24 protein-coding genes are annotated in these 25582 nt (G+C 70.9%); 15 read left to right on the top strand and 9 right to left on the bottom strand.

Annotated elements, in window-relative coordinates; all coding sequences use genetic code 11:
• The 7 genes from ACRWK7_RS21685 to ACRWK7_RS21655 form a co-directional block, all read right to left on the bottom strand.
• Nucleotides 1–433, bottom strand: a 433-nt coding sequence (locus ACRWK7_RS21685) for a NapC/NirT family cytochrome c (protein WP_431858379.1), incomplete at its 3' end; no start/stop codon positions are given.
• 71 nt (nucleotides 434–504) lie between these two features.
• The gene (locus tag ACRWK7_RS21680) at nucleotides 505–3246 is read right to left on the bottom strand and encodes an ATP-binding protein (RefSeq protein ID WP_431858378.1); all 2742 of its coding nucleotides are present in this window, start codon (nucleotides 3244–3246) and stop codon (nucleotides 505–507) included.
• 130 nt (nucleotides 3247–3376) lie between these two features.
• Entirely contained in the window at nucleotides 3377–3604 is a 228-nt protein-coding gene (locus ACRWK7_RS21675) for a hypothetical protein (RefSeq protein ID WP_431858377.1), read from the bottom strand.
• Nucleotides 3601–5811, bottom strand: coding sequence for an exonuclease domain-containing protein (locus tag ACRWK7_RS21670; RefSeq protein ID WP_431858376.1), 2211 nt, complete (start codon nucleotides 5809–5811; stop codon nucleotides 3601–3603). The genes ACRWK7_RS21675 and ACRWK7_RS21670 overlap by 4 nt, the downstream gene beginning before the upstream one ends.
• Nucleotides 5808–6188, bottom strand: a complete 381-nt coding sequence (locus tag ACRWK7_RS21665; RefSeq protein ID WP_109121699.1) for a response regulator transcription factor — start codon at nucleotides 6186–6188, stop codon at nucleotides 5808–5810. The genes ACRWK7_RS21670 and ACRWK7_RS21665 overlap by 4 nt, the downstream gene beginning before the upstream one ends.
• A 184-nt stretch (nucleotides 6189–6372) precedes the next feature.
• Nucleotides 6373–7617 (bottom strand): SPOR domain-containing protein, encoded by a 1245-nt coding sequence (locus tag ACRWK7_RS21660; protein WP_431858375.1) that lies wholly within the window; start codon nucleotides 7615–7617, stop codon nucleotides 6373–6375.
• 153 nt (nucleotides 7618–7770) lie between these two features.
• Nucleotides 7771–8340 (bottom strand): septation protein A, encoded by a 570-nt coding sequence (locus ACRWK7_RS21655; RefSeq protein WP_431858374.1) that lies wholly within the window; start codon nucleotides 8338–8340, stop codon nucleotides 7771–7773.
• 100 nt (nucleotides 8341–8440) lie between these two features.
• Between ACRWK7_RS21655 and ACRWK7_RS21650 the strand changes: the two genes are divergently transcribed.
• From ACRWK7_RS21650 to ACRWK7_RS21585, 14 genes are all read left to right on the top strand, one after another.
• Nucleotides 8441–8824 (top strand): hypothetical protein, encoded by a 384-nt coding sequence (locus ACRWK7_RS21650; RefSeq protein ID WP_431858372.1) that lies wholly within the window; start codon nucleotides 8441–8443, stop codon nucleotides 8822–8824.
• Between the two features lie 127 nt (nucleotides 8825–8951).
• Entirely contained in the window at nucleotides 8952–9263 is a 312-nt protein-coding gene (locus ACRWK7_RS21645; protein ID WP_431858371.1) for an STAS domain-containing protein, read from the top strand.
• Complete coding sequence (locus ACRWK7_RS21640; RefSeq protein ID WP_431858370.1) at nucleotides 9260–9625, top strand: response regulator; 366 nt, start codon at nucleotides 9260–9262, stop codon at nucleotides 9623–9625. The genes ACRWK7_RS21645 and ACRWK7_RS21640 overlap by 4 nt, the downstream gene beginning before the upstream one ends.
• Before the next feature lie 20 nt (nucleotides 9626–9645).
• Nucleotides 9646–11835 (top strand): chemotaxis protein CheA, encoded by a 2190-nt coding sequence (locus ACRWK7_RS21635; RefSeq protein WP_431858369.1) that lies wholly within the window; start codon nucleotides 9646–9648, stop codon nucleotides 11833–11835.
• Nucleotides 11836–11843: 8 nt separating this feature from the next.
• Complete coding sequence (locus ACRWK7_RS21630; RefSeq protein ID WP_431858368.1) at nucleotides 11844–12389, top strand: chemotaxis protein CheW; 546 nt, start codon at nucleotides 11844–11846, stop codon at nucleotides 12387–12389.
• Nucleotides 12390–12567: 178 nt separating this feature from the next.
• Nucleotides 12568–15459, top strand: a complete 2892-nt coding sequence (locus ACRWK7_RS21625) for a methyl-accepting chemotaxis protein (RefSeq protein ID WP_431858367.1) — start codon at nucleotides 12568–12570, stop codon at nucleotides 15457–15459.
• A gap of 58 nt (nucleotides 15460–15517) precedes the next feature.
• Nucleotides 15518–16375, top strand: a complete 858-nt coding sequence (locus tag ACRWK7_RS21620) for a CheR family methyltransferase (RefSeq protein WP_431858366.1) — start codon at nucleotides 15518–15520, stop codon at nucleotides 16373–16375.
• A 4-nt stretch (nucleotides 16376–16379) separates the two neighbouring features.
• A complete protein-coding gene (locus ACRWK7_RS21615; protein ID WP_431858365.1) occupies nucleotides 16380–17006 on the top strand; it encodes a chemotaxis protein in 627 nt (208 codons plus the stop codon).
• Nucleotides 17007–17012: 6 nt separating this feature from the next.
• Nucleotides 17013–18074, top strand: a complete 1062-nt coding sequence (locus ACRWK7_RS21610; RefSeq protein ID WP_431858364.1) for a protein-glutamate methylesterase/protein-glutamine glutaminase — start codon at nucleotides 17013–17015, stop codon at nucleotides 18072–18074.
• A gap of 10 nt (nucleotides 18075–18084) precedes the next feature.
• Nucleotides 18085–19230 (top strand): methyl-accepting chemotaxis protein, encoded by a 1146-nt coding sequence (locus tag ACRWK7_RS21605; protein WP_431858363.1) that lies wholly within the window; start codon nucleotides 18085–18087, stop codon nucleotides 19228–19230.
• Nucleotides 19231–19286: 56 nt separating this feature from the next.
• Complete coding sequence (locus ACRWK7_RS21600) at nucleotides 19287–19592, top strand: STAS domain-containing protein (RefSeq protein ID WP_431858362.1); 306 nt, start codon at nucleotides 19287–19289, stop codon at nucleotides 19590–19592.
• A gap of 11 nt (nucleotides 19593–19603) precedes the next feature.
• Complete coding sequence (locus tag ACRWK7_RS21595; RefSeq protein WP_431858360.1) at nucleotides 19604–20320, top strand: ATP-binding protein; 717 nt, start codon at nucleotides 19604–19606, stop codon at nucleotides 20318–20320.
• On the top strand, nucleotides 20317–21504 hold the full coding sequence (locus tag ACRWK7_RS21590; protein ID WP_431858358.1) for a response regulator: 1188 nt from the start codon (nucleotides 20317–20319) through the stop codon (nucleotides 21502–21504). The genes ACRWK7_RS21595 and ACRWK7_RS21590 overlap by 4 nt, the downstream gene beginning before the upstream one ends.
• Complete coding sequence (locus tag ACRWK7_RS21585; RefSeq protein ID WP_431858356.1) at nucleotides 21501–22760, top strand: PP2C family protein-serine/threonine phosphatase; 1260 nt, start codon at nucleotides 21501–21503, stop codon at nucleotides 22758–22760. Before ACRWK7_RS21590 ends, ACRWK7_RS21585 begins: the two co-directional genes overlap by 4 nt.
• Nucleotides 22761–22971: 211 nt before the next feature.
• On the opposite strand, the gene ACRWK7_RS21580 is transcribed toward ACRWK7_RS21585, so the two are convergent.
• Together ACRWK7_RS21580 and ACRWK7_RS21575 are read right to left on the bottom strand one after the other, a co-directional pair.
• Nucleotides 22972–23574 carry a chemotaxis protein CheX gene (locus ACRWK7_RS21580; RefSeq protein WP_431858354.1) on the bottom strand — a complete coding sequence of 201 codons (603 nt, stop codon included), beginning with the start codon at nucleotides 23572–23574 and terminating at the stop codon, nucleotides 22972–22974.
• The gene (locus tag ACRWK7_RS21575) at nucleotides 23571–23930 is read right to left on the bottom strand and encodes a response regulator (RefSeq protein ID WP_431858352.1); all 360 of its coding nucleotides are present in this window, start codon (nucleotides 23928–23930) and stop codon (nucleotides 23571–23573) included. The genes ACRWK7_RS21580 and ACRWK7_RS21575 overlap by 4 nt, the downstream gene beginning before the upstream one ends.
• A gap of 397 nt (nucleotides 23931–24327) precedes the next feature.
• Between ACRWK7_RS21575 and ACRWK7_RS21570 the strand changes: the two genes are divergently transcribed.
• A partial coding sequence (locus ACRWK7_RS21570) for a pyruvate formate lyase family protein (RefSeq protein ID WP_431858350.1) occupies nucleotides 24328–25582 on the top strand: 1255 nt, incomplete at its 3' end.

Below are 25582 nucleotides of genomic sequence, written 5' to 3'. Positions count from 1 at the left end.
TGTGGCAGTTGCGGCATTCCAGCGAATCGTTGGCCTTGAAGCGCGCCCACTCGTGCTTGGCGAGTTCCAGGCGCTTGGCGTCGAACTTCTCAGGCGTATTCACCGAGCCCAGGATCCAGTGATAGACCTCATTGGAGGCCTGGATCTTGCGCATGATCTTGTGCACCCAGTCCTTCGGCACGTGGCAGTCCGGACAGGTCGCGCGCACACCGGTGCGGTTCTCGTAATGGATGGTCTTCTTGTATTCCGCGTAGACGTTGTCGCGCATCTCGTGGCACGAGACGCAGAACTCCATCCGGTTGGTCGCTTCGAGGACGGTGTTGAAGCCGCCCCAGAACACGATGCCCGTCACGAAGACCGCCGCTGCGCCGACCAGCGACGCGCCGAGAATCCGGACGCGGCCGAGACGCGCCCAGAGTGTGCCCAACGCCATGACCCGAAATCCCCGACCAATCCACTCGGCCGAAGCTTAGCCGGGTGGGCGGCGCGAGGGGTTGACCGCCGTCAAGTCGCGCCGGGCGCGGCGTGTTCCACCGCCACCCCGGCGAAGGGGATGAGGACGGAGAAGGTGGCGCCGCGGCCCGGCGCGCTCTCCACCCACAGGCGACCGTCCAGGTGCTCGACGATGCGCTTGCAGATGGCGAGGCCGAGGCCGGTGCCCTGCGGCTTGTCGGTCATGGTGTCGCCGACCTGCCGGAAGCGATCGAAGACGATGGCCTGGTGCTCCGGCGCGATTCCCGGCCCGTCGTCGCTGACGTCCAGCCGCGCGCCGTCCGGCGTGGTATAGGCCCTCAGCCGCACATGGCCGCCCGGGGGCGTGAACTTGGCGGCGTTGGACAGCAGGTTGACCACCACCTGGACCAGCCGGTCGTCGTCGCCGCGCACGTGCGGCAGGCCGGCGGGCAGCTCGACGGCGAGGTCCACGTCCTTGTCCCGGAACAGCTGGCTGGTGGTGTCGACGGCGTGCTCGGCCACCGCGCGCAGATCGACCGGGCCGATGTTCCAATCGACCTCGCCCGCCTCGATCTTCGCCATGTCGAGCACTTGGTTGATCAGGCGGGTCAGGCGCTCGCTCTCCTTGACGATGACCGACAGGAACTCCTGTCGGGTCTCCGCCGCGGTGTCGGGGTCGTCCAACAGGATCTCCGACAGCGCGCGGATCGAGGTGAGCGGCGTGCGCAGCTCGTGCGTGACGGTGGACAGGAACTCGTCCTTCAGCCGGTCCAGCTCCTTCAGCCGCTCGTTGGCGGCGCGCAGGGCGTCCGAGGCGCGCTCCAGCTCCGCCGTCTTGTGCTCGAGCTGGCGGGAATACTCGATGACGTGGCTGGTCTCGTCGAGCATGCGCATCAGCTCGGGCTGGCTGACCTCCGCCCCCTTGACCGCCGAGGCCAGCGCCACCCGCGCCGACGCCGCGCCCAGGGCGCCGGCCAGCAGCCGCTCGGCGAAGCGCACCATGTCCACCCCGGCGCGGCGGGACGGGTCCTGGCTGCGGCCGCCGTACTGCGCGAAGGCCTGCTCGGCCCGCTGAGGCCCCAGGAAGCGTGCGACGATGCGCTTCAGGTCGCCCACCGTGGCGCTGCCGCGCCAGGGGATGGCGGCGGCCGCGTCGCCGCGCTGCTGGAACACCTCGACGAAGGCGGTGGCCTGCACCCGCTCGCCCACCCCCGGGCGGTCGAACAACGACACCGCGACGTACAGCCCGATGTTGGCGAGCATGCTCCAGAACAGCGCGTGGGTCAGCGGGTCCAGCCCCTCCAGCCCGAACAGCGCGTAGGGGCGCAGCAGCTCCGCGCCCCACGGCCCGGCGTCGAGGAAGCTCCCCGGCAGCCAGCCGGAGCGCGCGAAGGAGGGCAGCAGCAGCGTGTACGCCCACACCAGGATGCCGGCGCTCAGGCCGGCGAGCGCCCCGCGCCGAGTGGCGCCGGTCCAGTAGATGCCGCCGATCAGCGCCGGCGCGAACTGCGCCACCGCGGCGAAGGAAATCAGCCCGATGGCGACCAGCGCGTACGCCGACCCGGCGAAGCGGAAGTACGCGTACCCCAGCAGCAGGATCGCCGCGATGGCGGCGCGGCGGATGGCCAGCAGCCGGCGCGACAGGTCGGCCTGCCGCTCCAGCGCCGCGCCGCGGAAGCGGAACAGCAGCGGCAGCACGAGGTCGTTGCAGACCATGGTGGACAGCGCGATGGCCTCGACGATGATCATGCCGGTCGCCGCCGACAGCCCGCCGAGGAAGGCGAGCAGCGCCAGCCCCTCCGCCCCGCCGGCCAGCGGCAGCGCCACCACGAACACGTCGGGATCGACGCCGCGGTCGGGGAAATGCAGCAGCCCGGCCACCGCCAGCGGCAGCACGAACAGGTTGATCAGCAGCATGTAGAGCGGGAACAGCCACAGCGCGCGGGTCAGGTGCCGCTCGTCCACGTTCTCGATCACCATGACCTGGAACTGGCGCGGCAGGCACAGCACCGCCGCCATCGACAGCACGGTCGAGGTGATCCACGACCCGTCGGCCAGCGCCGGCCCCACGGTGAACAGCCGGACGATGTCGGGATGCCGCTGGGCGCGGGCGAACAGGTCGCCGGCGCCGCCGTACAGGCCCCACACCACGAAGCCGCCGACCGCCAGGAAGGCCAGCAGCTTGACCACCGATTCGAAGGCGACGGCGGCGACCATGCCCTCGTGGTGCTCGGCCGCGTCGATGTGGCGGGTGCCGAAGACGATCGCGAACGCCGCCATCACCACGGCCACGTAGAAGGCGTTGTCGAAGAACACCGGCGACGGCGCGCCGAGCCGCCCGGTCGGATCGCTGCCCGTCAGCACGTCGAAGCTGACCGACACGGCCTTCAGCTGGAGCGCCATGTACGGCGTGATGCCGACCACCGCGATCAGCGCCACCAGCCCGCCGAGCACCTGGCTCTTGCCGTAGCGCGACGCCAGGAAGTCGGCGATGGAGGTGATGCGCTGCGCCTTGGCGATGCGCAGGATCTTGCGCAGCACCAGCGGTCCCAGGAGCATCAGCAGCGTCGGCCCGAGGTAGATCGGCAGGAAGCCGATGCCCAGCGAGGCGGCCCGGCCGACCGAGCCGTAGAAGGTCCATGTGGTGCAGTACACCGCCAGCGAGAGCGCATACACGTACGGGCTGGCGATCACGCTGCGCCGGTCGTCGGCCCGGCGGTCGGCCCACCAGGCGATGGCGAACAGGAACAGCAGGTAGGCGAGGGATGCCGCGACGACGGTCGGCCAGGTCATGGCGTGCACCCCGCCTTTGCCCCCTCCCCATCCCTCCCCCGCTGCGCGGGAGAGGGGGCCTGCCGCCGCGGTGGCGGAGTTCCCTCCACCGCCAAAGGCGGGGGAGGGTTAGGGAGGGGGCAGAACGAACTCACCGCTCCCCTCCCCGCTCCAGGCACAGCGCGGCAAGGGCGATCACGCCCGCCCAGACGCCCAGGATGTAGACGTACACCAGCGGCCAGCCGAACAGCGTGTCGCCCGCTCCGAACACACGGAGCAGCGGGGGGTTGAAGGTGACCGCGGCGACGAGGAACAGGGCGACGAGGCGGTCCGTGCGCGGCGCCCTCGGGGACGGGGAGCGGTCGCCCCCGGCGCTCAAAAGGCGCGCTCCCGCGCCGCCAGCTCGACCAGGATGTTGGCGCCGCGGATGGCGTCGTCGAGCGTGCGGATGTCGCGCTCGCGCAGCATGTCGATCATCCGCAGGAAGATCGCCGCGGTGACCAGGCTGTCGCCCAGCGCGGTGTGGCGGTCCACCACCTCGATCCCCAGGCGCTGCGCGATGCCGTCCAGCGTGTGGTCGCCGTCGTCGCCCTGCAGCATGCGCGACAGCAGCATGGTGTCGAGCACCGGCCCGTCGAACTTCACCCCCGCCGCACGCTCCTTCATCTTCAGGAACTTCAGGTCGAAGGCGGCGTTGTGCGCCACCATCACGGCGCCGGAGACGAAGCTGCGGAACTGCGGCAGCACCTTGTCGATGGACGGCTTGTCGGCGACCATCTCGTCGGTGATGTGGTGGAACGGGATGGATTCCGGCGGGATCCTGCGGCCGGGGTTGACCAGCTGGTTGAAGGTCTCGCCGGTCAGGATGCGGCCGTTGACGAGGCGCACCGCCGCCACCTGGATGATCTCGTCGCCCTGAGACGGCGACAGGCCGGTGGTCTCGGTGTCGAACACCACGTAATGCAGCGCATCGAGCGGCGTGCGGCCCAGCTCGCTGGTCGCCAGCGGCTGGTGCAGCAGGTTGAAGTCGAAGAACTCCGGCCGCGAGCTGGTGCGCGCCGCCTGGACGTGCGCGGTCGGCGGCGACAGCGCCGGCGGCAGCGGCACGCGCAGCCGCGCGCAGCCCTCGCGCCCCTTCAGCGCCTCGCACCACAGCGTGCTCTTGTGGTGCTGAAGCACGTCGCCGACGGTCAGCCCGCCCAGCGCGTCGGCCAGCGGGTCGTCGAGCCAGCCGTCCACCGTGCCGCTCGGCACCGGGGCGCCGGTCCAGGTCACGTCGACGTAGATCCACTGCCCCTCATGGTCGGCGGACAGGTCGAACTCGGCCGCGCCGCTGATCTCGTGGATGCGCCGGATCAGGTGGTCGATCAGCACCACCACGCTGAAGCTGTCGCAGTGCGTCCACTGCGGCAGGCCGGTCAGCGTCACCCGGTACCCCGCGTCGTCGCGCGCCCGGTGGCGCACGAGGTTCAGCAGGTTGTTGGAGTGGATGTCGCTCATCGGCCAGGAGCCGGTCATCACGCTGCGGTAGTCGCTGGTGACGTGTTCCAGCCGCTCGGCCAGCGTGGTGCAGGAGTCCATCATCGCCTGCTCGAAGGCGCGGCGGTCCTCCGGCCCCAGGTCGGGCGTGTCGACCAGCGTCTCCAGCGCCGCCTGCAGGTTGGCGATGGGGCCGCGGAAGCCCTCCGTCGCCTCGCGCAGCAGCGCGTCGCGCTGGCCCAGCGCCGCCAGTTCGCGCGTCGCGTCGGACAGCGTGATCACGTACCCCGTGATCTCCGGCGCCGCGTCGGTGGCGTCCTTCTCCTGAAGGATGACGCTCATCCGCCCTTCCAGCAGGATGCGGCCGTCGGTGGTGGAGCCCACGAACTGCGCGGTGGTGCCGTGCGCGTGGTTGACGTGCCGGCCTTCGCGCACGCGCAGGGTCAGGCGCTCCAGCGTGTGGTGGATCGGCTCCGGCAGCACGAAGTGCAGCAGCGAGCGGCCCAGCCCCAGGTCGCCGGTCAGGTGCAGCAGGTCCAGCGCCGTCTGGTTGTACAGCAGGATCTGGTGCTTCAGGTTGCAGACCAGCACGCCCTCGTGCAGGTCCTGCAGGATGGTGGCCAGCCGGCTCTTCTGCTGCTCGGCCTTGGCGGTGGATTCGGCCACCGCGCGGTCGATGTCGCGCCGCGCGCCGGCCAGCTTGTCGGCCAGCTCATTGACCGCCCGCGCCACCGGGGCGAGGTCGCCGTAGCGCTCCACCGGGATGCGGGCCCCGGCGGTGCCGTGCGCGATGACGCGCGCCTCGGCGGCCAGCGTGGTGCCGGCGCGCAGCACGTGGCGGCCGATCACCGTCCACAGCGCGCCGACGCCGGCCGCCACCGCAGCGGTCATCAGCAGCGCGTAGTTGAGCAGCGGGTCCGGCCCGGAATCCTTCAGCAGCACCGCACCGCCGATGGCGGTGCCGGCGAGCAGCGCCGCGGTGCCCTTCAGCGCCAGCGGCACCCAGCGGCGCGGCTCCGCCGCGGCGGCCGGGGCGGGCGCGCCATGGGCACCGCCATGGGCGCCGCCATGAGCGCCGGTTTGGGGGTCGGCCGCGGGCACGCTCACGGGGCCACCTCCGCGGGCAGGTACTTGCGCACGGTGGCGACGAGGTCGCGGGTGGAGAACGGCTTGGTGATGTAGTCGGTGGCGCCGAGCGCCAGGCCCTTCTGCCGCTCCACGTCGCGGCTCTTGGCCGTCAGCATGATGATCGGCAGGTCCTTGAGCGCCGGGTTGGCGCGCAGCGATTGGCAGACGTCGAAGCCGTCGCGCTTCGGCATCATGGCGTCGAGCAGGATGAGGTCGGGCGCCGCGGCCTCGACCGACTGCATGGCTTCCTCGCCGTTGCGGGCGACCCGCACCTCGTATCCGGCCTTCTGCAACAGAACCTGCAGGGACAGCACGATGCTGGGCTCGTCGTCGGCGACGAGAATCGTCGGCTTCACGGCGGCGTCCTCCGGTGTGTCGGCCTCTCGGGGTCGGCCGATCTTTGTTTGCCAGGCATTGTTTGTTGGTAACAGCAAGCAGCCCGATGCCGCATGTTAGCGGCATCGATTGTACGAGATCAAGCTGAAGCCCGCACAAAGAGTGGGGTTGGAGCGCGCCGGAAATGCTTTCTGTACAAAAGAATCAGCGCGCCGAGACCACCATCGGCGACAGGCCGAAGGCGCTCTTCAACTCCCCGGCCACGCGCTTGGCGTCGGCCGGGTTGTCGTAGCCGCCGACGCGCACGACCTTCCACGAGCGCTGCGAGGCGTCGGTCCAGTCGATGACCTGGGCGCTGTAGCCCTTGGCGGCGAGCTTGCGCACCACCGCCTCGGCGTTCTCGACGACGCTGAAGGAGCCGGCCTGCACCATCCAGCGGCCCGACGCGCTGGCCGGCGGGCGCGACGCCGACGGAGCGGCGGGCGCCGCCGGGGTGGCGGCCGGAGCGGCCTTCGCCTTGCCGGCCTTGGCGGCGGGCTGCGCCGGCTTCGGCGGCGACAGCATGGCCTGGAGATCGGCCGCGTTGCCCTCCGGAGCCTTGGCCTCGGCCGGCGGCGGCGCGGGTTCGGCCGCCTTGGTTTCGGCCGCCTTGGTTTCGGGGGCCTTGGCCTCGGGGGCCTTGGCCTCGGGCGCCTTCGGTTCGGGGATCTTGAAGAGCTCCGGCGCCTTCGGTTCGGCCGGCTTGACCTCGGCAGCCTTGACCTCGGCGGGCCTGGTCTCCGCGGGCTTGACGACGGGGGCCTTGGCCTCGGCGGGCTTGGGCGCGTCGAGCTTGGGAATCGCCGGCGGCTCGATGGGCTTGACCACCGTCTGCGTGCCCGACGGCGCGGCGGGCAGCACCGGCGGGGGAACCGGCGCGGGCTCGACGCGGCCCGGCGGCGTCGGGATCGGCGGCACGGGCGCCGGCGCGGTGGAGGCCGGAGCAGCGGGAGGCGGCACCGGCGCCGGGCTGGGCGCGGGGGCGCGGGCGATCAGCGATTCCGGAGCGGCGGTTCCGGCCGGCTTCGGATTCAGCGTCAGCGGCAGCGGGGATGCCGGCGAGGCGCCCCCGGGCGCCACCGGGGCGACCTGCGCGGTCTGGGCGGACGGCGGGGGGGCGTCGGTGCTCGAACCGTCGAACATCACCACGCCGATGCCGACGCCGCCGGCCGCCAGCAGCGCCAGCACGATCTTGCCGAACGGGAAGTGCCGGCCGCTGCCGGCCTCCGCCTCATCCTCGTCGTCCTCCACGTCGTCGTCGGTGGGGACGGCGCGCGGGTCGGCCTTCAGGTCCTCGTTGAGGGCGCGCAGGAGGCGGGCGATGTCGTCGTTGTCGGACGGCGTCGCGGTGTCGGCCTTGCTCTCGGACGCCTTGGCGTCGGCGGCCTTGATCTCGTCCCTGAAGGTCACGGCGGGGGGCGCCCCATGCTGTCGCGGTACTCGTTTCGGTCTGCCGCGGCGGACCGAACGGATTAACCTCGTTCTACAGCATTTCGGCGGGTCTTCAAACCGCGTTGCGCCGCCGGGCCGTGAGAAACACGGGACTTTTTCGCCAAAAAAGCCTTACGGCGCGGCGGCTTCGTCGCGCGGCTGCTCGTCGGCGACTTGGTGACGCAGGATGAACGGCGCCTGCAGCATGCTGAACAGCAGCGTCAGCGGCATGATGCCGAACACCTTGAAGTTGACCCAGTCGTCGGTGGACAGCGTGCGCCACACCGCCTCGTTCAGCCCGGCCAGCAGCAGGAAGAACCACGCCCAGCGCAGCCCCAGCGTGCGCCACCCCTCGTCCGTCAGGTTCAGCACGGTGCCCAGCACGTGCTTCATCACGTTGCGCCGCGTGGCGTGCCCGACGAACAGCACGGTGGCCAGCAGCAGGTTGACCAGCGTCGGCTTGATCTTGATGAACAGGTCGTCGTTCAGCCACAGCGTCAGCCCGCCGAACACCAGCACGAACCCGGCGCCGACCACCGGCATCACCGGCACCCGCCGCTCGAAATGCCAGGACACCAGCAAGGCGACCAGCGTCGCCGCCATGAACACGGCGGTGCCGGTCATGATGCCGAACTTGGAGTTCGAGACGAAGAAGGCCGCCAGCGGCCCGGCTTCGACGATCAGGCGCATGTATGGGTTCATGCCCCATCACATAGCCTGTGCCGCCGCGGGGTTAAAGAGAGAAGAGGGGTGCCTACCCATGCTACACTGCCCCCACGCCCCACCCGCCCGGACGGCCGCCATGCCCGACACCCTGCCCGAGACGCTGCTGCTCGCCCCCGGCTCCCGCGCGCGGCTGATTGGCCTGCCGAAGTCGCTCGCCCCGCTGTTCGAGCCGCTGCCGCCCGGCGTGCACCTCAACGAGAACGGGGCCGAGCCGGCCGGCTGGCTGATGCTGTTCGCCAAGGACCGGCCGGCGCTCGACGCCTTCGCCACCGTGGCGGTCAGCGAGGTGGCGTACGACGGCGTGCTGTGGATCGCGCACCGCGAGGACCACCTGCCGGCCGACGTCGTCCGCCAGGCCCTGGAGCCGTTCGGCTTCGACGCCGTGGCCGCCGCGCCCCTCACCGACGCGTGGACGGCGCTGCGCTTCCGCCCGAAGGAACGGGCGGCTCCCGAAATTTGACACGGGTCGGATTGCCGCAGGCGCGGCGCGGACTCTTGCCTTTGGCCTATCCCCTTAACGAATCCTTATCCGTGTGCTGGCAGGTTTCGACCACATACCGGGTGTGGATTCCGCGCAAGGGGTTGCCGTGACGCTGATCAAATGGAGCGAGGAGGCCGGCCAGGTCCGCCTGGGGCTGCCCAGCGACCTCGACCTCGCCATGGCGCAGCCGCTGACCGACAGCCTGCGGCACGGGCTGGGCACGTCGAACGACGTGCTCGTCCACGCCGACGCGGTGGAGCGGGTCAGCACCGCCTGCGTCCAGGCCCTGCTGGCGGCGTCGCGCCACGCCGGGCAATCCGGACAGTCCTTCATCATCGCCAAGCCGTCCGAGGCGCTGGCCGAGGCGTGCGACGACCTCGGCCTGTCCGCGTGGCTGAAGCAGTGGAGCCAGTCGTGAAGAAAAAGGTCCTGACCGTCGATGACTCCCGCACCATGCGCGACATGGTGACCTTCACCCTGAAGGGGGCGGGCTATGAGGTCGTCGAGGCCGCCGACGGCCAGCAGGCGTTGAGCGTCATCGCCGGCAACAAGGTCGATCTGGTGATCACCGACCTGAACATGCCGGTGATGGACGGGCTGACGCTGATCCGCCGCCTGCGCGCCACCCCGGCGCACCGCACGCTGCCGATCCTCATGCTCACCACCGAATCGGACGAGAGCAAGAAGTCGGAAGGCCGCTCGGCCGGCGCCACCGGCTGGATCGTCAAGCCGTTCAATCCCGACAAGCTGATCTCCGTCGTCCAGAAGGTCTGCGGCTGACGCCGCGAGAGGGTGCCCCCGTGGAAGACCTGAGCCGCTTCAAACAGACCTACTTCGACGAGAGCGCCGAGCTGCTGGCGGTCGCCGAGACCGGGCTCCTCAACCTGACGCCGGGCGCCTTCGACCTCGACGAGGTCAACGCCATCTTCCGCGCCGTGCACTCCATCAAGGGCGGCGGCGGCGCCTTCGGCTTCAACGACCTCGTCGCCTTCGCGCACGAGTTCGAGACGGTGATGGACGGCGTGCGCAACGCCACCATCCCGGTCACCACCGAACTGGTGGACACCCTCATCCGCGCCAACGACGTGCTGGGCCAGATGCTGGCCTACGCCCGCGAAGGCGCCGACGCCCCGCCCGGCACCACCGACGCGGTGGTCGCCAGGCTGCGCCGCTTCCTCGACGGCGGCCCCGTCCCCGAACCCGCGCCGGCCCCGGCCCCGGCCGCCGCCGCGCCCGCGATCCCCGACGACGAGGACGACGAGGCCGGCATCTTCGGCGACGCCATGGCCGCCATCGAGGCCGCCCGCGCCTCCGAGAGGCCGCCGGTGCCCGAGGGCAAGGTGCGCTGGACCATCGTGTTCCGCCCGAAGGCGGACCTGCTGCTGTCCGGCAACGAGCCCACCTTCATGCTGCGCGCGCTGAAGCGCCTGGGCGAGGCGGAGATCGTCTGCGAGGATGACCGGCTGCCCGCCTTGGCCGACCTCGACGCCGAGCAGCTGTACCTGTCCTGGACGGTGACGCTGGTCGCCGGCCCGGACGTCGACCGCGCGCGCATCGACGACGTGTTCGAGTTCGTCGCCGACGAGTGCGACATCCGCATCTCCGCCGAGGCGCCGCCGCCCGCCGTCACCGCCGCGCCGCCGGCCGGGCAGGACGCGCCGCCGCCTCCCCCGCCGCCCGCCGCCGCTCCGTCGCCGCCACCCACCGCCGCCACGGCCGCGCCGAAGAAGGGCAACGGCGGCGAGCACGCCGGGCTGACCAGCCACACGATCCGCGTCGACCTCGACAAGATCGACCGGCTGGTCAACATGGTCGGCGAGATGGTCATCACCCAGGCGATGATCGCCGAGCACGTCCGCGAGCTTCCCCCCGGCGAGTTCCAGGAACTGCTGGAGGGCCTGGAGCAGCTGGCGCAGCACACCCGCGAGCTGCGCGAGAGCGTCATGTCGATCCGCGCCCAGCCGGTGTCCAGCGTGTTCAGCCGCATGCCGCGCCTGGTGCGCGAGCTGGGGGCGGAGACCGGCAAGGAGGTCGTGCTGGTCACGTCGGGCGAGAGCACCGAGGTCGACAAGACGGTGGTCGAGAACCTGGTCGACCCGCTGACCCACATGATCCGCAACTCCATCGACCACGGGCTGGAGACGCCGGACGAGCGCGAGCGCGTCGGCAAGCCGCGCGCCGGCACCGTGCACCTGTCGGCGCAGCACCGCTCGGGCCGCATCGTCATCGAGGTGGCGGACGACGGCCGCGGCATCAACCGCGCCCGCGTGCTGTCCAAGGCCATCGAGAAGGGCCTCGTCCCGGCCGGGTCCAACCTGTCGGACGAGGAGATCGACAACCTGATCTTCCTGCCCGGCTTCTCGACGGCGGACAAGGTCTCCAACATCTCCGGCCGCGGCGTCGGCATGGACGTCGTGCGGCGGAACATCTCCAGCCTGGGCGGGCGCATCGGCGTCTACTCGACGCCGGGCGAGGGCTCGCGCTTCGTGCTGTCGCTGCCGCTGACGCTGGCGGTGCTCGACGGCATGGTGATCTCGGTGGGCGAGGAGCGCTTCGTGCTGCCGCTCACCAACATCGTCGAGAGCCTGCGGCCCAAGCCCGAGGACCTGCACGGGCTGGTCGGCAAGTGCGAGGTGATGATGGCGCGCGGCGAGTACGTGCGGCTCGTCCACCTGCACCAGCTGTTCGGCATCCCCAGCGCCGTCACCGACGCCACCAAGGCGCTGGTGGTGCTGGTGGAGACCGAGGACGGTTCGCGCCTCGGCCTCGTGGTGGACGAGGTGCTGGGCCAGCAGCAGGTCGTCATCAAGAGCCTGGAGGCCAACTTCCGCCGCCTCGACGGCGTGGCCGCCGCAACCATCCTCGGCGACGGCCGCGTCGCCCTGATCCTCGACGCGGCCGGCCTGCGCGAGATGAGCAAGCACATCGAATCCTCGGGCATCGGCCGGCCGGTCGCCGCGCTGCCCGCCCCCGCACTCGCAACGGTTTGAGGCCAAGCATGAGCACTTCGACCGCGCTCGCTCCCGTCGGCACCCCTGGCGGCACCCGCACCGACGCCATCGCCGCCACCGTGCACGAGGAGCAGTACGTCACCTTCACGGTGGGCGCCGAGGAATACGGCGTCAACATCCTGGCGGTGCGCGAGATCCGCGGCTGGTCGCCGGAGAGCCGGCTGCCCAACCTGCCGGACTTCGTGCGCGGGGTGATCAACCTGCGCGGCATCATCATCCCGATCTTCGACCTGCGCGCCCGCTTCGGCGGCGGCGCGACCGAGGTGACGCCGCGCCACGTGGTGGTGGTGATCCAGGTCGGCGAGCGCACGCGCGGCATCCTGGTGGACGCCATCTCCGACATCCTCGCCATCGGTGCGTCGGAGATCAAGCCGCCGCCCGACATGGACGCCGGCCTGATCGACGCGGAATACCTCAGCGGCCTGTACACCGCGGACAGCCGCATGGTGACGCTGCTGAACGTCGAGCGCCTGTTCTCCGTCGAGACCGGCGACGCGGATCCAAGCGGCGTCAAGGCGCTGGAGGCGCAATAGATCACGTTTCCACCGTCATCCCCGCGACGGCGGGAATCCATAGGTTCCACGGCCGCGTGCTTTGGGAACTATGGATCCCCGCCGTCGCGGGGATGACGAAAAACAGAAAAAAGAAACCCAAAAAACCGGGGGATGGGGGCATCGGATGTCGCATGGGGGTGGTGGGTTCGTTTCGAACATGGGCATCGCGCGGCGGCTGTGGCTCGCCTTCGGGATCCTGCTGGTTCTGATCATCGCGCAGGCGGCGCTGGCCTTGGTCAACGTGTCGCGCGGCGGCGCGGGCGTCGAGTCGCTGATGCGCTCGTCCGACCTGTCCACGCTCGCCAAGGATCTCGAGACGCGCATGGCCAACCTGCGCATCGAGGCCCGCAACTACCTCTATTCCGGCGACAAGGTCTTCGTCGCCCGCCTGCGCGAGGGGCGCACCGGGATCGAGCGGGCGCTGGCCGACGCGCGGCCGCTGATCGGCGCCTCCGGCCATGCCGCCAAATTCGACGCCTTCGCCAAGGCACACGCCGAGTACCACGCCGCGTTCGACCGCGTCCGCGAGCTGCGCGAGAAGAGCGACCTGACGCAGGCCGAGCGCATGGTGCCCGCCGGCCGCCGTGCCACCGCGCTGTTCGAACAGGTCACCCAGGCAGCCGAGCAGGCCGGCGACAAGGACCTCGCGCTGCTCAACAACCGCGCGCTCAACCACTGGGTCCTGGTCCGCTTCGCCGCCGCCCGCGTGCTGGGCAGCGGCGACGCCGCGTCGGTGGCGGTGTTCGACGACAACACCCAGAAGGCGCTCGCCCTGGTGCGCCAGGCCGCGGCGCTCGCCCCACCGGCCGAGCAGTCGAAGCTGCGCGAGATCGAGCGGACGCTGCCCGCCTACCAGAGCGACTTCCACGAGGCCGCGCGGCTGAGCGGCGAGGTCGCCCGCCACCGCGACGAGACGATGGTCGCCATCGGCAAGCGCGCCGCCGAGACCGCCGAGGCCATCGTGCACGCGTCCCACGCCGACGAGGACGTGGTGGGCGCCGCCGCCGAGGCGGACGCGCGCTTCAGCCTGATCCTGACCCTGGTGATCGCCGGCTCGTCGCTGCTGCTGGGCATCGGCGCCGCCAGGGCCATCGCCGGGTCGATCATGCGTCCGGTCACCGGCATCAAGGCGGTGATGACCCGCCTGACCGACGGCCACCTGGCCGTCGAGGTGCCGCACACGCAGGACGGCGACGAGCTGGGCGACATGGCGCGCGCCGTCGCCGCCTTCAAGGACGAATCGGTGGCGGCGCTGCGCTCGCGCATCGCGCTCGACCGCGTCTCGGCCAACATCATGATGGCCGACCCCGAGGGCTCCATCACCTACGCCAACGCCGCGCTGGTGGAGATGTTCAGGACGGCCGAGGCCGACATCCGCGCCGTCCACCCCGGCTTCGCGGCGGACGCGCTGGTCGGCCAGAGCATCGACCGCTTCCACGCCGACGTGGCCGGCGTGCGCCGCCGGATCGACGGGCTGAGCGGCTCGCACCGCGCCTCGATCAAGATCGGCCGGCGCACCTTCTTCATCACCGTCAGCCCGGTGGTCGGCCGCCACGGCGACTGGCTGGGCTCGGTCGTCGAGTGGAAGGACAAGACCGACGAGCTGGCCGTCGAGGCGGAGATCGCCACCATGGTGGACGCCGCGGTGCGCGGCGACTTCGCGCGCCGCATCGACCTGCACGGCAAGACCGGCTTCTTCAGGCTGGTCAGCGAGGGCATCAACCGGCTGGCCGAGAACGTCGCCGAAGTGGCGGACGAGCTGGCCTCGGCGCTGGAATCGCTCTCGCAAGGCGACCTGTCGCGCCGCATCGACAAGCACTACGACGGCGTCTTCCACCGGCTGAAGGAGGACTTCAACGCCACCGTCGACAAGCTGTCGGAGATCGTCAACCGCATCAACGCGGCCTCCGAATCCATCGGGCAGGCCAGCCGCGAGGTTGCCGACGGCAGCCTCGACCTGTCGGAGCGCACCGAGCAGCAGGCCTCCAACCTGGAGGAGACCGCCGCCAGCATGGAGCAGCTGGCCGCCACCGTGCGCTCCAACGCCGACAACGCCCAGCAGGTCAACGCCTTCGCCACCCAGGCCCGCGCCGCCGCCGAGAAGGGCGGCGAGGTCGCCGTGCGCGCCGTCGACGCGATGCGCGCCATCGAGGAGTCGTCGCGCAAGATCAGCGACATCATCGGCGTGATCGACGAGATCGCCTTCCAGACCAACCTGCTGGCCCTCAACGCCGCGGTGGAGGCGGCGCGCGCCGGCGACGCCGGCCGCGGCTTCGCGGTGGTGGCGCAGGAGGTGCGGCAACTCGCCCAGCGCTCGGCCCAGGCCTCGAAGGAGATCAAGACGCTGATCCTGCACTCCGGCAGCCAGGTGCACGACGGGGTGGAGCTGGTGCGCTCGGCCGGCGGCACGCTGACCGACATCGTCTCCGGCATCGGGCGCGTCGCCGACCTGGTGGCGGAGATCGCCCGCGCCACCGCCGAGCAGGCCTCGGGACTGGACGAGGTGAACGCGGCCGTGGCGCAGATGGACGAGATGACGCAGAAGAACGCCGCGCTGGTCGAGGAGAGCACCGCCGCCGCCCGCTCGCTGGAGGAGCAGGCGGGCCACCTGCGCCAGCAGATGGCGTTCTTCGCGGTGGACGCCTCCGCGGCGGCGGGGCGCGCCGGGCTGGCGCGGCACATCCAGCTGATCGAGAACACCAAGATCGACCACGTCACCTTCCTGGGCAACGTGAAGAAGGCCATCGAGGGCACCGGCGGCGCCACCGCCGACGCGCTGGCCGACCACCACGGCTGCCGGCTCGGCAAGTGGTACGACACCGTGACCGACGGCACGGTGCGCTCCTGCCCGTCCTACGGCGCGCTCGCCGACCCGCACGCCCGCTTCCACGCTGCGGGCAAGCGCGCCCTGAAGGCGCACGAATCCGGCAACGCGGCGGCGGCGCGGACGGAACTGGCGGAGCTGGAGCGCATCTCGCACGAGGTTCTCGGCCTGCTCGACACGCTGGCCGGCGAGGTGCGGGCGAAGGCGCGGGAGCGCGTGGCGTGAACAGAGCGCTTTTCATGACCCTCTCCCCCCTGGGGAGAGGGCTGGGTGAGGGCACCCCATGACCGCCCACGCCCCCGCCCGCCGCGAGTTCGCCTTCGAGCGGCGGCACTTCGACGTCATCGCGCGGATGATCCACCAGCTCGCCGGGATCAGCCTGGCGCCGCACAAGGTGGAGATGGTCTATTCCCGCCTCGCCCGCCGCCTGCGCGAGCTGCGGCTGCCCGACTTCGACGCCTATTGCGCGCTGCTGGAAAGCGACGAGGGCACCCGCGAGGTCAATTTCCTGGTCAACGCGCTGACCACCAACCTGACCAGCTTCTTCCGCGAATCGCACCACTTCGACCACCTGCGCGACACCGTGCTGCCGGAGATCCGCGCCCGGCAGGCCGACCAGTCCCGCCCGCGCCTGCGCATCTGGTCGGCCGGCTGCTCGTCCGGGCCGGAGCCCTACACCATCGCCATGGTGCTGGCCTCGGCGATGACCGACCTGCGGCGCTGGGACGCGAGGATCCTCGCCACCGACATCGACACCAACATGGTGGAGACCGCCCGGCGCGGCGTCTACGCGGCGGATTCCGCCCAGAGCATCCCGGCGTCGCTGCGGGAGCGCTTCACCCGCCGCATCCGCGGCGAGGATGGCGAGCCGAGGATCGTCATGGAGGACGAGGTGAAGCGGCTGATCACCTTCAAGCCGCTGAACCTGCTGGAGTCCTGGCCGATGAAGGGGCCGTTCGACGCCATCTTCTGCCGCAACGTGCTGATCTATTTCGACCGGGTCGGGCGCACCCAGGTGATCGAGAGCTTCGCCCGCATGCTGGCGCCGCAGGGTTTCCTCTACCTCGGCCATTCGGAAAGCCTGTACGGCGTGTCGAGCAACTTCCGCCAGAGCGGCCCGACGATCTACCGGAGGCTGTGAGGCGATGAGCATCGACGCCGGCCGCCGCTCCGCCGAACGCCGCCACGGCGGCAGCTACTACAACCCGCAGTTCCGCGCCCACACGCTGAAGGTCTTCCTCGGCCACCATCTGGTCAGCGACAAGACGGACGTGATGATGGTGACGACGCTGGGCTCCTGCGTCTCCGCCTGCGTGTGCGACCCGGCGGCGGCGATCGGCGGCATGAACCACTTCCTGCTGCCCGACGTGCCCGACACCGAGCTGGACCACGCCGGCGCCGCCGCGCGCTACGGCAGCGTCGCCATGGAGCGGCTGATCAACGAGATCCTGGCGCGCGGCGGCCGGCGCTCGCGCCTGGAGGTCAAGCTGTTCGGCGGCGCCCGGGTGATCGACTCCAGCTTCGACGTCGGCCGCAAGAACGCCGCCTTCGCGCTGGACTACGTGCGGCGCGAGGGACTGAAGCTGGTCGGGCAGGACTTCGGCGGCACCTCGGCCCGGCGCGTGCACTATTTCCCGCACAACGGCCGCGCCATGCGCAAGCTCTTGCGTCCGGAAGCGCTCTCCGACACCATCAACCAAGAATTGCACTTCATGTCGTCGCTGCGACAGCAGCCGATCGAGGGCGACGTGGAACTGTTCACGGAGGATTGAGTCGCCATGCCGAGGCCGATCCGCGTCGTGGTGGTCGACGACAGCAGCCTGATGCGCGAGATGCTCTCCGCCATCCTGGAAGCCGAACCCGGCATCGAGGTGGCGGGCACCGCCCGCGATCCCTACGAGGCGCGCGAGCTGATCAAGGCGACCAACCCCGACGTCATCACCCTGGACGTCGAGATGCCGCGCATGGACGGCCTGTCCTTCCTGGAAAAGATCATGACGCTGCGCCCGACGCCGGTGGTCATGGTGTCGAGCCTGACGCGGGAGGGCTCGGACGCCGCGGTCAAGGCGCTGGAGCTGGGCGCGGTGGACTGCGTGGCCAAGCCGGCCGGCTCGGAAGGGCACGGGATCGAGGAGATGGCGGGGGAGCTGGTCTCCAAGATCCGTATCGCCGCCACCGCGCGCCTGACGATGCGCCGCCCCGCCCCGACCGCGAAGACGCTGCCGACGCCGCGGCGCGCCGGGTCCGGCACCCGCTTCATCGCCATCGGCGCCTCGACCGGCGGGGTGGAGCGGATCCGCGACGTGCTCACCGTCATGCCGCCGGACTGCCCGCCCATCGTCATCACCCAGCACATGGGGCCGAGCTACGTGCCGAGCTTCGCCGCGCGGCTCGACAAGCTGACGCCGCCCAGCGTGCAGCTGGCCACGCACGGGGCGCGGCTGATGCAGGGGGTGGTCTACATCGCCCCCGGCGACCGCCACCTCGCCGTCGCCAAGGACCACCAGGGCTTCCACTGCCGCATCGAGGACACGCCGCCGGTCAGCGGCCACCGCCCGTCGGTGGACGTGCTGTTCCAGTCGGTGGCCGCGGCGGCCGGTCCGAACGCCGTGGGTGTGATCTTAAGCGGGATGGGCCGGGACGGCGCCTCGGGAATGCTCGCCATGCGCGAGGCGGGGGCTTATACCATCGGCGAGACGGAGGCCAGTTGCGTGGTGTATGGGATGCCGCGCGCGGCCCGCGAGGCCGGGGCGGTGGCGGTGGAGCTGCCGCTGGCGCAGATTCCGGCCGAGATGCTGCGGGCGTTCGACGCCATCGGCGAGCGCCCGCGGACGATGTGAGGAGCAGGACATGGCTTTCGACTGGCGCGACCAACCGACGCTGACGACGGCGCCCGAGCCGGTTGCCGCGCCCGCCGGCGCGCCCGCGGCATCGCCGCGCGTCGAGGTGGACGTCAGCCTGCTGGCGACGTGGCTGGGCTTCGCCGACATGCAGCGCCGCACGCTCGACGCCATCCAGGGCGAGCTGCGGCGCACCTCGGACCACGTGGAGGAATCCACCCTCGACCTCTCGCACCGCTTCCGCGAGCTGGCCGAGAAGGCGCTGCAGCAGTCCTCGCGCGTCGAGCAGATCGTCGCCATGGCCGGCTCGGTGGAGATCGACGGCGAACGCCTGCCGATGGACCAGCTGGTCACCGGCATGCAGGACATGATCGCCGACATGATCGCCAACATCGTCACGCTCTCCAAGCACGCCATGAACATGGTCTACCTGCTGGACGACGTGCAGAAGGACGTGGGCGAGCTGGAGAAGTCGATCGCCGACATCGACGCCATCAACCGCCAGACCAACTTCCTGGCGCTGAACGCCACCATCGAGGCGAGCCGGGCCGGCGAGGCCGGGCGCACCTTCGCCGTGGTGGCGCAGGAGGTGCGGCACCTGTCGCGCACCACGTCCGAACTGGCGGATCGCATGCGCTCCAAGGTCGGCGCGGTGGTCACCGGCGTGCGCAACGGCCACGACATCCTGCGCGAGATCGCCAACACCGACATGTCGCCGCAGATGCTCGCCAAGGAGCGCGTCGACAAGACCATGGACAGCCTGGTCGAGCAGACCGCCCACTTCCAGTCCGTGCTGGAGACCGCGGCCGGCGTCTCCAACGAGATGTCCGGCACCATCGGCCGCATGGTCACCGGCATGCAGTTCCAGGACCTCACCAAGCAGCGCCTGGAGGCGGTCGGCGACAGCCTGACCGTGATGTCCGCCGGCCTGGAGGAGTTGGAGGACCGCACCCGCGGCAGCCTGCCGGCCGGGTCGGACATCCCGGTGCCGCAGGCGTGGCTGGACCACCTGCTCGACCGCTTCCGGCTCAGCGACATGCGCCAGCGGTTCGTGCGGAAGTTGCTGATGGAGGGAACCGCGCTGGACCTGCACGGCGCGCTTGACGTGGATGCGGGGCAAGACGACAGTTCCGGCGGCGACATCGAGCTGTTCTGAGCAGGAGGCCCCCGTCCGGGCGGGCCGGCACAAAACCCAGTGGGGACCAAGGAGCGATGGATTACGGTATCGACGTCAAGGAGCAGGAGGCGGTGGTCCAGCTCAAGGGCCGGCTCACCTTCAACGATCACGCCAAGCTGCGCGCGCTGATCCGCGAGATGCTCCAGAACAAGGCGAAGCGGCAGGTCCTCGACCTCAGCACGCTGGAGTTCGTCGATTCGGCCGGCATCGGCATGCTGCTCATCGCCCGCGAGGAGATGGCGAACGTCGACAAGCAGCTGGTCCTGCGCGCCGCCACCGGCCAGGTCAAGCGGGTGCTGACCGTGGCGCAGCTCAACAAGATCGTCGCCATCGAGGATTGATCCCGTTGGCCTTGGCCTCCCCTTCCGCCGGCAGCCTGCACGGCCTGGGCATTCCGCCCGACCATGTCCGGCGCATCGCCGCAACGCTCGGCCTGCCCGAAGGGGAGGTGCCGGCGGAGGATGGACGCGTCGTGGCGCTGCTGGCCGACGCCGAGGCCGCCGCCGATCCCGCCCACTGGGCGCGGCCTTTCGCCGCATGGATCGAGGCCGGAGCGCTCGACGACGCCGCGGTCGTCGTGCAGGTCGCGCGGGCATCGCAGGCCGACCTCTACGCCTGCCTGACCACCGCCACGGCGAACCAGCTGCACCTCGCCGGGCGCATCGTGCACGCCATCGACAGCCACCGCCCGCTCACCGAGTCCCAGCGCGACGACATCGAGCTGGTGCTGCACGAGGCGATCTCAAACGCGGTGGTGCACGGCAACCTTCAGGTCGAGGGCATGAAGGGCCTGAGCGTCGACGCGCTCGACCGCTTCTCGGCCGCGCTCGCCGCGCGCATGGCCGATCCCGCCTTCGCCGCCCGCCGCGTCGAGGTGAGCTGCTGGCTGACGCCGGAGGGCGAGCTGCTGGTCGAGGTGGCCGACGAGGGCTCCGGCTTCGTGCCGCAGAGCCGCGGCGACGCGGTCGCCAACGCCTCGGGCCGCGGCCTCGACCTCATCACCGCCATCGCCCGGCAGGTGGAGCTGCTGGACAACGGCCGGCGCATCCGCATCCGGTTCGCGCTGTGACGGCGGGCCCTGCCGGCGGTGCGCTGCGCCTGCCCATCCGCGACTGCCACGTCCTGGTGGTGGACGACACCGACTTCAACCGCACGCTGATCGGCGCCATCCTGGAAGAGGCGGGCTTCGCCGACATCGGCTACGCCAAGGACGGGTTCGAGGCGCTGGAGAAGATCGCCCAGCGCACGCCGGACCTGCTGATCCTCGACATCATGATGCCGGGCATGGACGGGTTCGAGGTGTGCCGCCGGCTGCGCGCCGACCACGCCTACGCCGACCTGCCGGTGCTGGTGCAGACCGCGCTGTCGTCCAGCGACGACCGCAACCGCGCCTTCGCGGCCGGCACCACCGACCTGATCTCCAAGCCGCTGGACCGCGCCGAGCTGCTGGCGCGTGTGCGCATCCACCTGGAGAACCGGGTGCTGATCCGCAGCCTGCAGGCCTACCGCGCCCGCGTCGAGGGCGAGCTGGCGATGGCGCACTCGATGTACGAGCACCTGCTGCCCTCGGCGGCGCTGCGCGACGGGCTGGAGCGCGATTCCGGCGTCGCCGTGCGTTCGCACACCGTGCTGTCTTCCGACATGGGCGGCGACCTGTGGGGCGTGCTGCGGCTCGCCGAAGGCCGTTTCGGGGTGTTCCTGCTGGACATGGCCGGGCGCGGCGTGTCGGCGGCGCTGAACGCGTTCCGCATGCACACGCTGATCCACGAGCTGTCCGACCTCGCCGAGGATCCCGCCGCCTTCCTGACCGAGCTGAACGACCGCGCCGTCCGCCTGCTGGAACTGGGCGAGCACGCCGCCGTGCTGTACGGCGTGGTGGACGCCGCCGCCGGCCGCTTCCGCTACGCCGGGGCCGCCGGCACCGCGCCGCTGCTGCTGCCGCCCGGCGGCGCCCCGGTGTTCGGCGACGCCGCCGGGCTGCCGGTGGGCGTCACCGCCGACACGCGCTACGAGGCGCGCGAGCTGCCCTTCGTCGCGGGGGCGACGCTGATGCTCTACTCCAACGCCGTGCTCGACGCGCTGAACGCTGCTGCCCACGAACGCCTGGAGCCGCTGGTGTGCCAGGCGCTGGGCGACGCCGCCGGCGACCGCTTCGCCGCCGTGACCGAGGCCCTGGAGCGCGCGCTGGGCGACACGCCGGGCGACGACCACACGCTGGTCTGGCTGGATCGGACCGGGGGTGGCGCGCCATGAGCGACATCGTCCAGCAGGCCTTGCAGCAGCAGGACCTGGGCCTGCTTGCCGGCGCCCGCGTCATGATCGTCGACGACAACCGGGTCAACCGCCACCTGCTGCTGGCGCTGCTGGAGCGCGGCGGCATCTCCCAGGTGGAGATGGCGGAGGACGGCAACGACGCGCTGGCGCGCATGGAGGGGTTCCGGCCGGACCTCATCCTGCTCGACCTGATGATGCCGAACCTGGACGGGTTCGAGATGTGCCGGCGGCTGCGCGCCGACCCGCGCTGGGCCGACCTGCCGGTGCTGGTCCAGTCGAGCCTGAGCCGCGCCGAGGACCGCGCCCGCGCCTTCGCGGCCGGCGCCACCGACTACGTCACCAAGCCGATCAACGCCATCGAACTGCTGTCGCGGGTGCGCATCCACCTGCAGAACCGGGCGCTGGTCAGCGACCTGCGCATGTACCGCCAGCGCACCGAGGCGGAGCTGGAACTCGCCCGCAAGATGCAGGAGCGGCTGATGCCCTCCGCCGAACGGCTGGCCGAGAGCGAGGCGGCGACCGGCGTCGCCATCGACGCGCACTTCGCCCCGTCGTCGGAGCTGGGTGGCGATTTCTGGGACTTCCGCCGCGACGGGCGCGGCCGGCTGGTTGTCTATCTGGTGGACTTCTCCGGGCACGGCGTGGCGGCGGCGCTGAACACCTTCCGCCTGCACGCCATCGTGCAGCGCATGGACTTCGACGCCTTCGACCCGTCGGAGTTCCTGGCGGCGGTCAACCGGCGCCTGTGCGCCCTGCTGCCCAACGGCCAGTTCGCCACCATGCTGGCCGGCGTGGTGGATCCGGAGACCGACCGCTTCCTCTACGCCTCGGCCGGCTCGACCCGCCCGATGATGTGGGGCCCCGGCGAGGCGGAACCGACGCTGTGCGACAGCTCCGGCCTGCCGCTCGGCCTGCTGCCGTCGGTCACCTACGAGACCCGTTCGGTCGCCCTGCCGCCGGGCGGGCGGCTGTTCTTCTACTCCGACGCCGCCATCGAGATCCCGGTCGGCCCGGCCGGCGACGACGTGCTGGACGAAGCCGGCCTCACCGATCTGATCCGCGACAACCTGCACGAGCCGGACGGCCGCCGCTTCCTCGACGCGCTGCTCCCCCGCCTCGCCGCCGCCGGCCCGATCGACGACGACCTGACCGCGCTGCTGGTGACCCGCCGCAGCGACGCTCAGCCGCCGTCCGGCCCGACGCCCGCGCGGCGGGTGATGTGGCGGAGCGAGTGAGTTTCACCGACGGAGCCTCTTCGCCCGCCCCCCACTTCGCGAGGGATGGCCTTTGAGGCGGAGTTCCTCCCCCCGTCGAAGATGGGGGGAGGTTAGAGCGGATTTCGGTTCATTTTGAAGCCCCTCCCCCTGGAGGGGGAGGGGCTTCACGACGAAACGGAAAGTGTTCTAGGAGGGGGGATGGAGGGAGTGCGTCGCCACCCGCGCCGGCCTACCCGCCCAGCCCCTCCAGCGCCCGCCGCACCGCCTCGCGGAAAGAGTCGAGCGAGGCGAGGTCGAGCAGGAACAGCACGTAGCCGCTCGCATCCCCGGCAGCCAGCGCCACGTCGATCCGCACGAACAGCACCGGCTCCTCCGCGCCGCCGATCAGCTGGCCCGGCGGGCCGGCGCGGTAGTCCGGCACGCTGCCCGACACCTCGCCGTCGATCAGGTTGGAGAAGCTGGCCAGGCAGCCGTTCAGGATGATGTTGCCGATCTCGGACAGGGCGTCCTGCTCGTCCGCCCCGGCGGTGTCGCCCTCGCCGGGGATCAGGCGGCGCACCAGCGCGAGGCCGCCGGCCTCGGGGAAGATCAGCATCGCCTCGCCGGCGAACGGGCCGGTGAAGGTCTCGCGCACGGCGCAGACGGACTGCAGCCCGACCTCCGCGGCGATGCGCTGGCGGGTGGAGACGGTGAGCGCCGGCACCGACAGCAGCACCTCCTCGCCGATCATCTCCGACAGCGCGGCGGCGGGCTGGCCCATGCCGATGTTGAACAGCTCGATGATGGCGTCGGCGTCCGCCTCGTCCAGCACGGGGGGAATCGGCGCGCTCACAGCCCGGCCCCGGCGAGGAAGGCGCGGATCTTGTCGGTGGTGATCGGCTTGGGGATGAAGCCGCAGCCCAGCGCCTCCGCCTTCTTCTTCAGCGATTCCTGCACGTTGGCGGTGAGGAATCCCATGGGCAGCGCCGGGAACCGCGCGCGCAGGTGGCCGGCCAGCTCCAGCCCGTCCATGCCCGGCATGTTGTAGTCGAGAATCGCCGCGTGCGGCGTCCGGCCCTCCACCAGCGTCAGCGCCTCGGCGCCGCCGGAGGCCACCAGCACCGTCCAGTCGGGGTGCAGCGAGGTGACCACACTGCTCACCATGTCGCGCGCCAGCCGACTGTCGTCGACGATGAGAACGGTCGCCATGCCCCGGACATCCCTTTGCATTTACGGTCTTCCCCTTCCTAGCGCACCGCGCGTGGCCGGACAAGCGCACACCTGAGCTTTCGTTTGCACAGTAATTCTCAAGGAAACGCTAATGCTCGCGGCGCCATTTTTTATCACGCCTCTGGTACATTTCTGTCTTGAACGGGAACGCCAACGGGACAACATCTGCGGCGACGGTGGCGAGTTTGCCGGGCCCGACAGCAGGGGCCGCCTCGGACGATGGAACGCAGCCTCTCCTCCGCCGGTTCCCAGCGGTGCCGCGTCGGCACCGTGTTCGGGGGGAACACGCGTTTGAGATCCGACCGTCCGGCCGCTGCGGCACCCGAGGGGGCCGCGGGCCACGCGTACGCGCAGGCGGTCCCGTTGGGGAAGAGCCATGACCACCATCGCACACGACATCGGCGACCGCGCCGGCACCAGCACCACCGCGACCCTTGCGACGTCGGGGACCGCCGACGAGGCTTGGCGCGGCTTCTCGCCCGGCGTCTGGCGCCGGGAGGTGAACGTCCGCGACTTCATCGTCCGCAACGTCCGGCCGTACGAGGGCGACGCCGGCTTCCTCGCCCCGGCGACCGAGCGCACCAAGCGCCTGTGGGACAAGACCCGCGCCCTGCTGCGCCAGGAGCGCGACAAGGGCGTGCTGGACGCCGACACCGAGGTGGTGTCCTCCATCGTCTCGCACGCGCCCGGCTACATCGACAAGAACCTGGAGGTGGTGGTCGGCCTGCAGACCGACAAGCCGCTGAAGCGCGCCATCATGCCCTTCGGCGGCGCCCGCATGGTGAAGGCGGCGCTGGAGGCCTACGGCTACGCCCCCAGCCCGAAGCTGGACGAAATCTTCCCGGCGCTGCGCAAGACGCACAACGACGGCGTCTTCGACGCCTACACCGAGGAGATGCTGCGCTGCCGGAAGTCGGGCGTCATCACCGGCCTGCCCGACGCCTACGGGCGCGGCCGCATCATCGGCGACTACCGCCGCCTCGCCCTCTATGGCGCCGACGTCCTCATCCGGGACAAGAAGGCCCAGCTCAAGTCGCTTGAGATGGACGCCATCGACGAGGACACGCTGCGCCTGCGCGAGGAGATCAACGAGCAGATCCGCGCGCTGGGCGAACTGGTGCAGATGGCCCGCTCCTACGGCTTCGACGTCACCCGCCCGGCCGCAACCGCCGCCGAGGCGGTGCAGTGGACCTACCTCGCCTACCTCGCCGCGGTGAAGGAGCAGAACGGCGCGGCCATGTCGCTGGGCCGCGTCTCGACCTTCCTCGACATCTTCATCGAGCGCGACCTGAAGGCCGGCCGCCTGACCGAGGAGCAGGCGCAGGAGCTGATCGACCAGTTCGTCGTCAAGCTGCGCCTGGTGCGCTTCCTGCGCACGCCGGACTACAACGAGCTGTTCTCCGGCGACCCGACCTGGGTGACCGAGTGCGTCGGCGGCATGGCCGAGGACGGCCGCACGCTGGTCAGCCGCACCAGCTTCCGCATGCTGCACACGCTGAACACCCTGGGCCCGGCGCCGGAGCCGAACCTGACCGTGCTGTGGTCGGAGCGGCTGCCGGAGGGCTTCAAGGCGTTCTGCGCCGAGACCTCGATCAAGACCTGCTCGGTGCAGTACGAGAACGACGACCTGA

It is taken from the genome of Azospirillum sp. (assembly GCF_050789165.1).
This window is presented reverse-complemented; position numbering and strand designations above follow the sequence as displayed.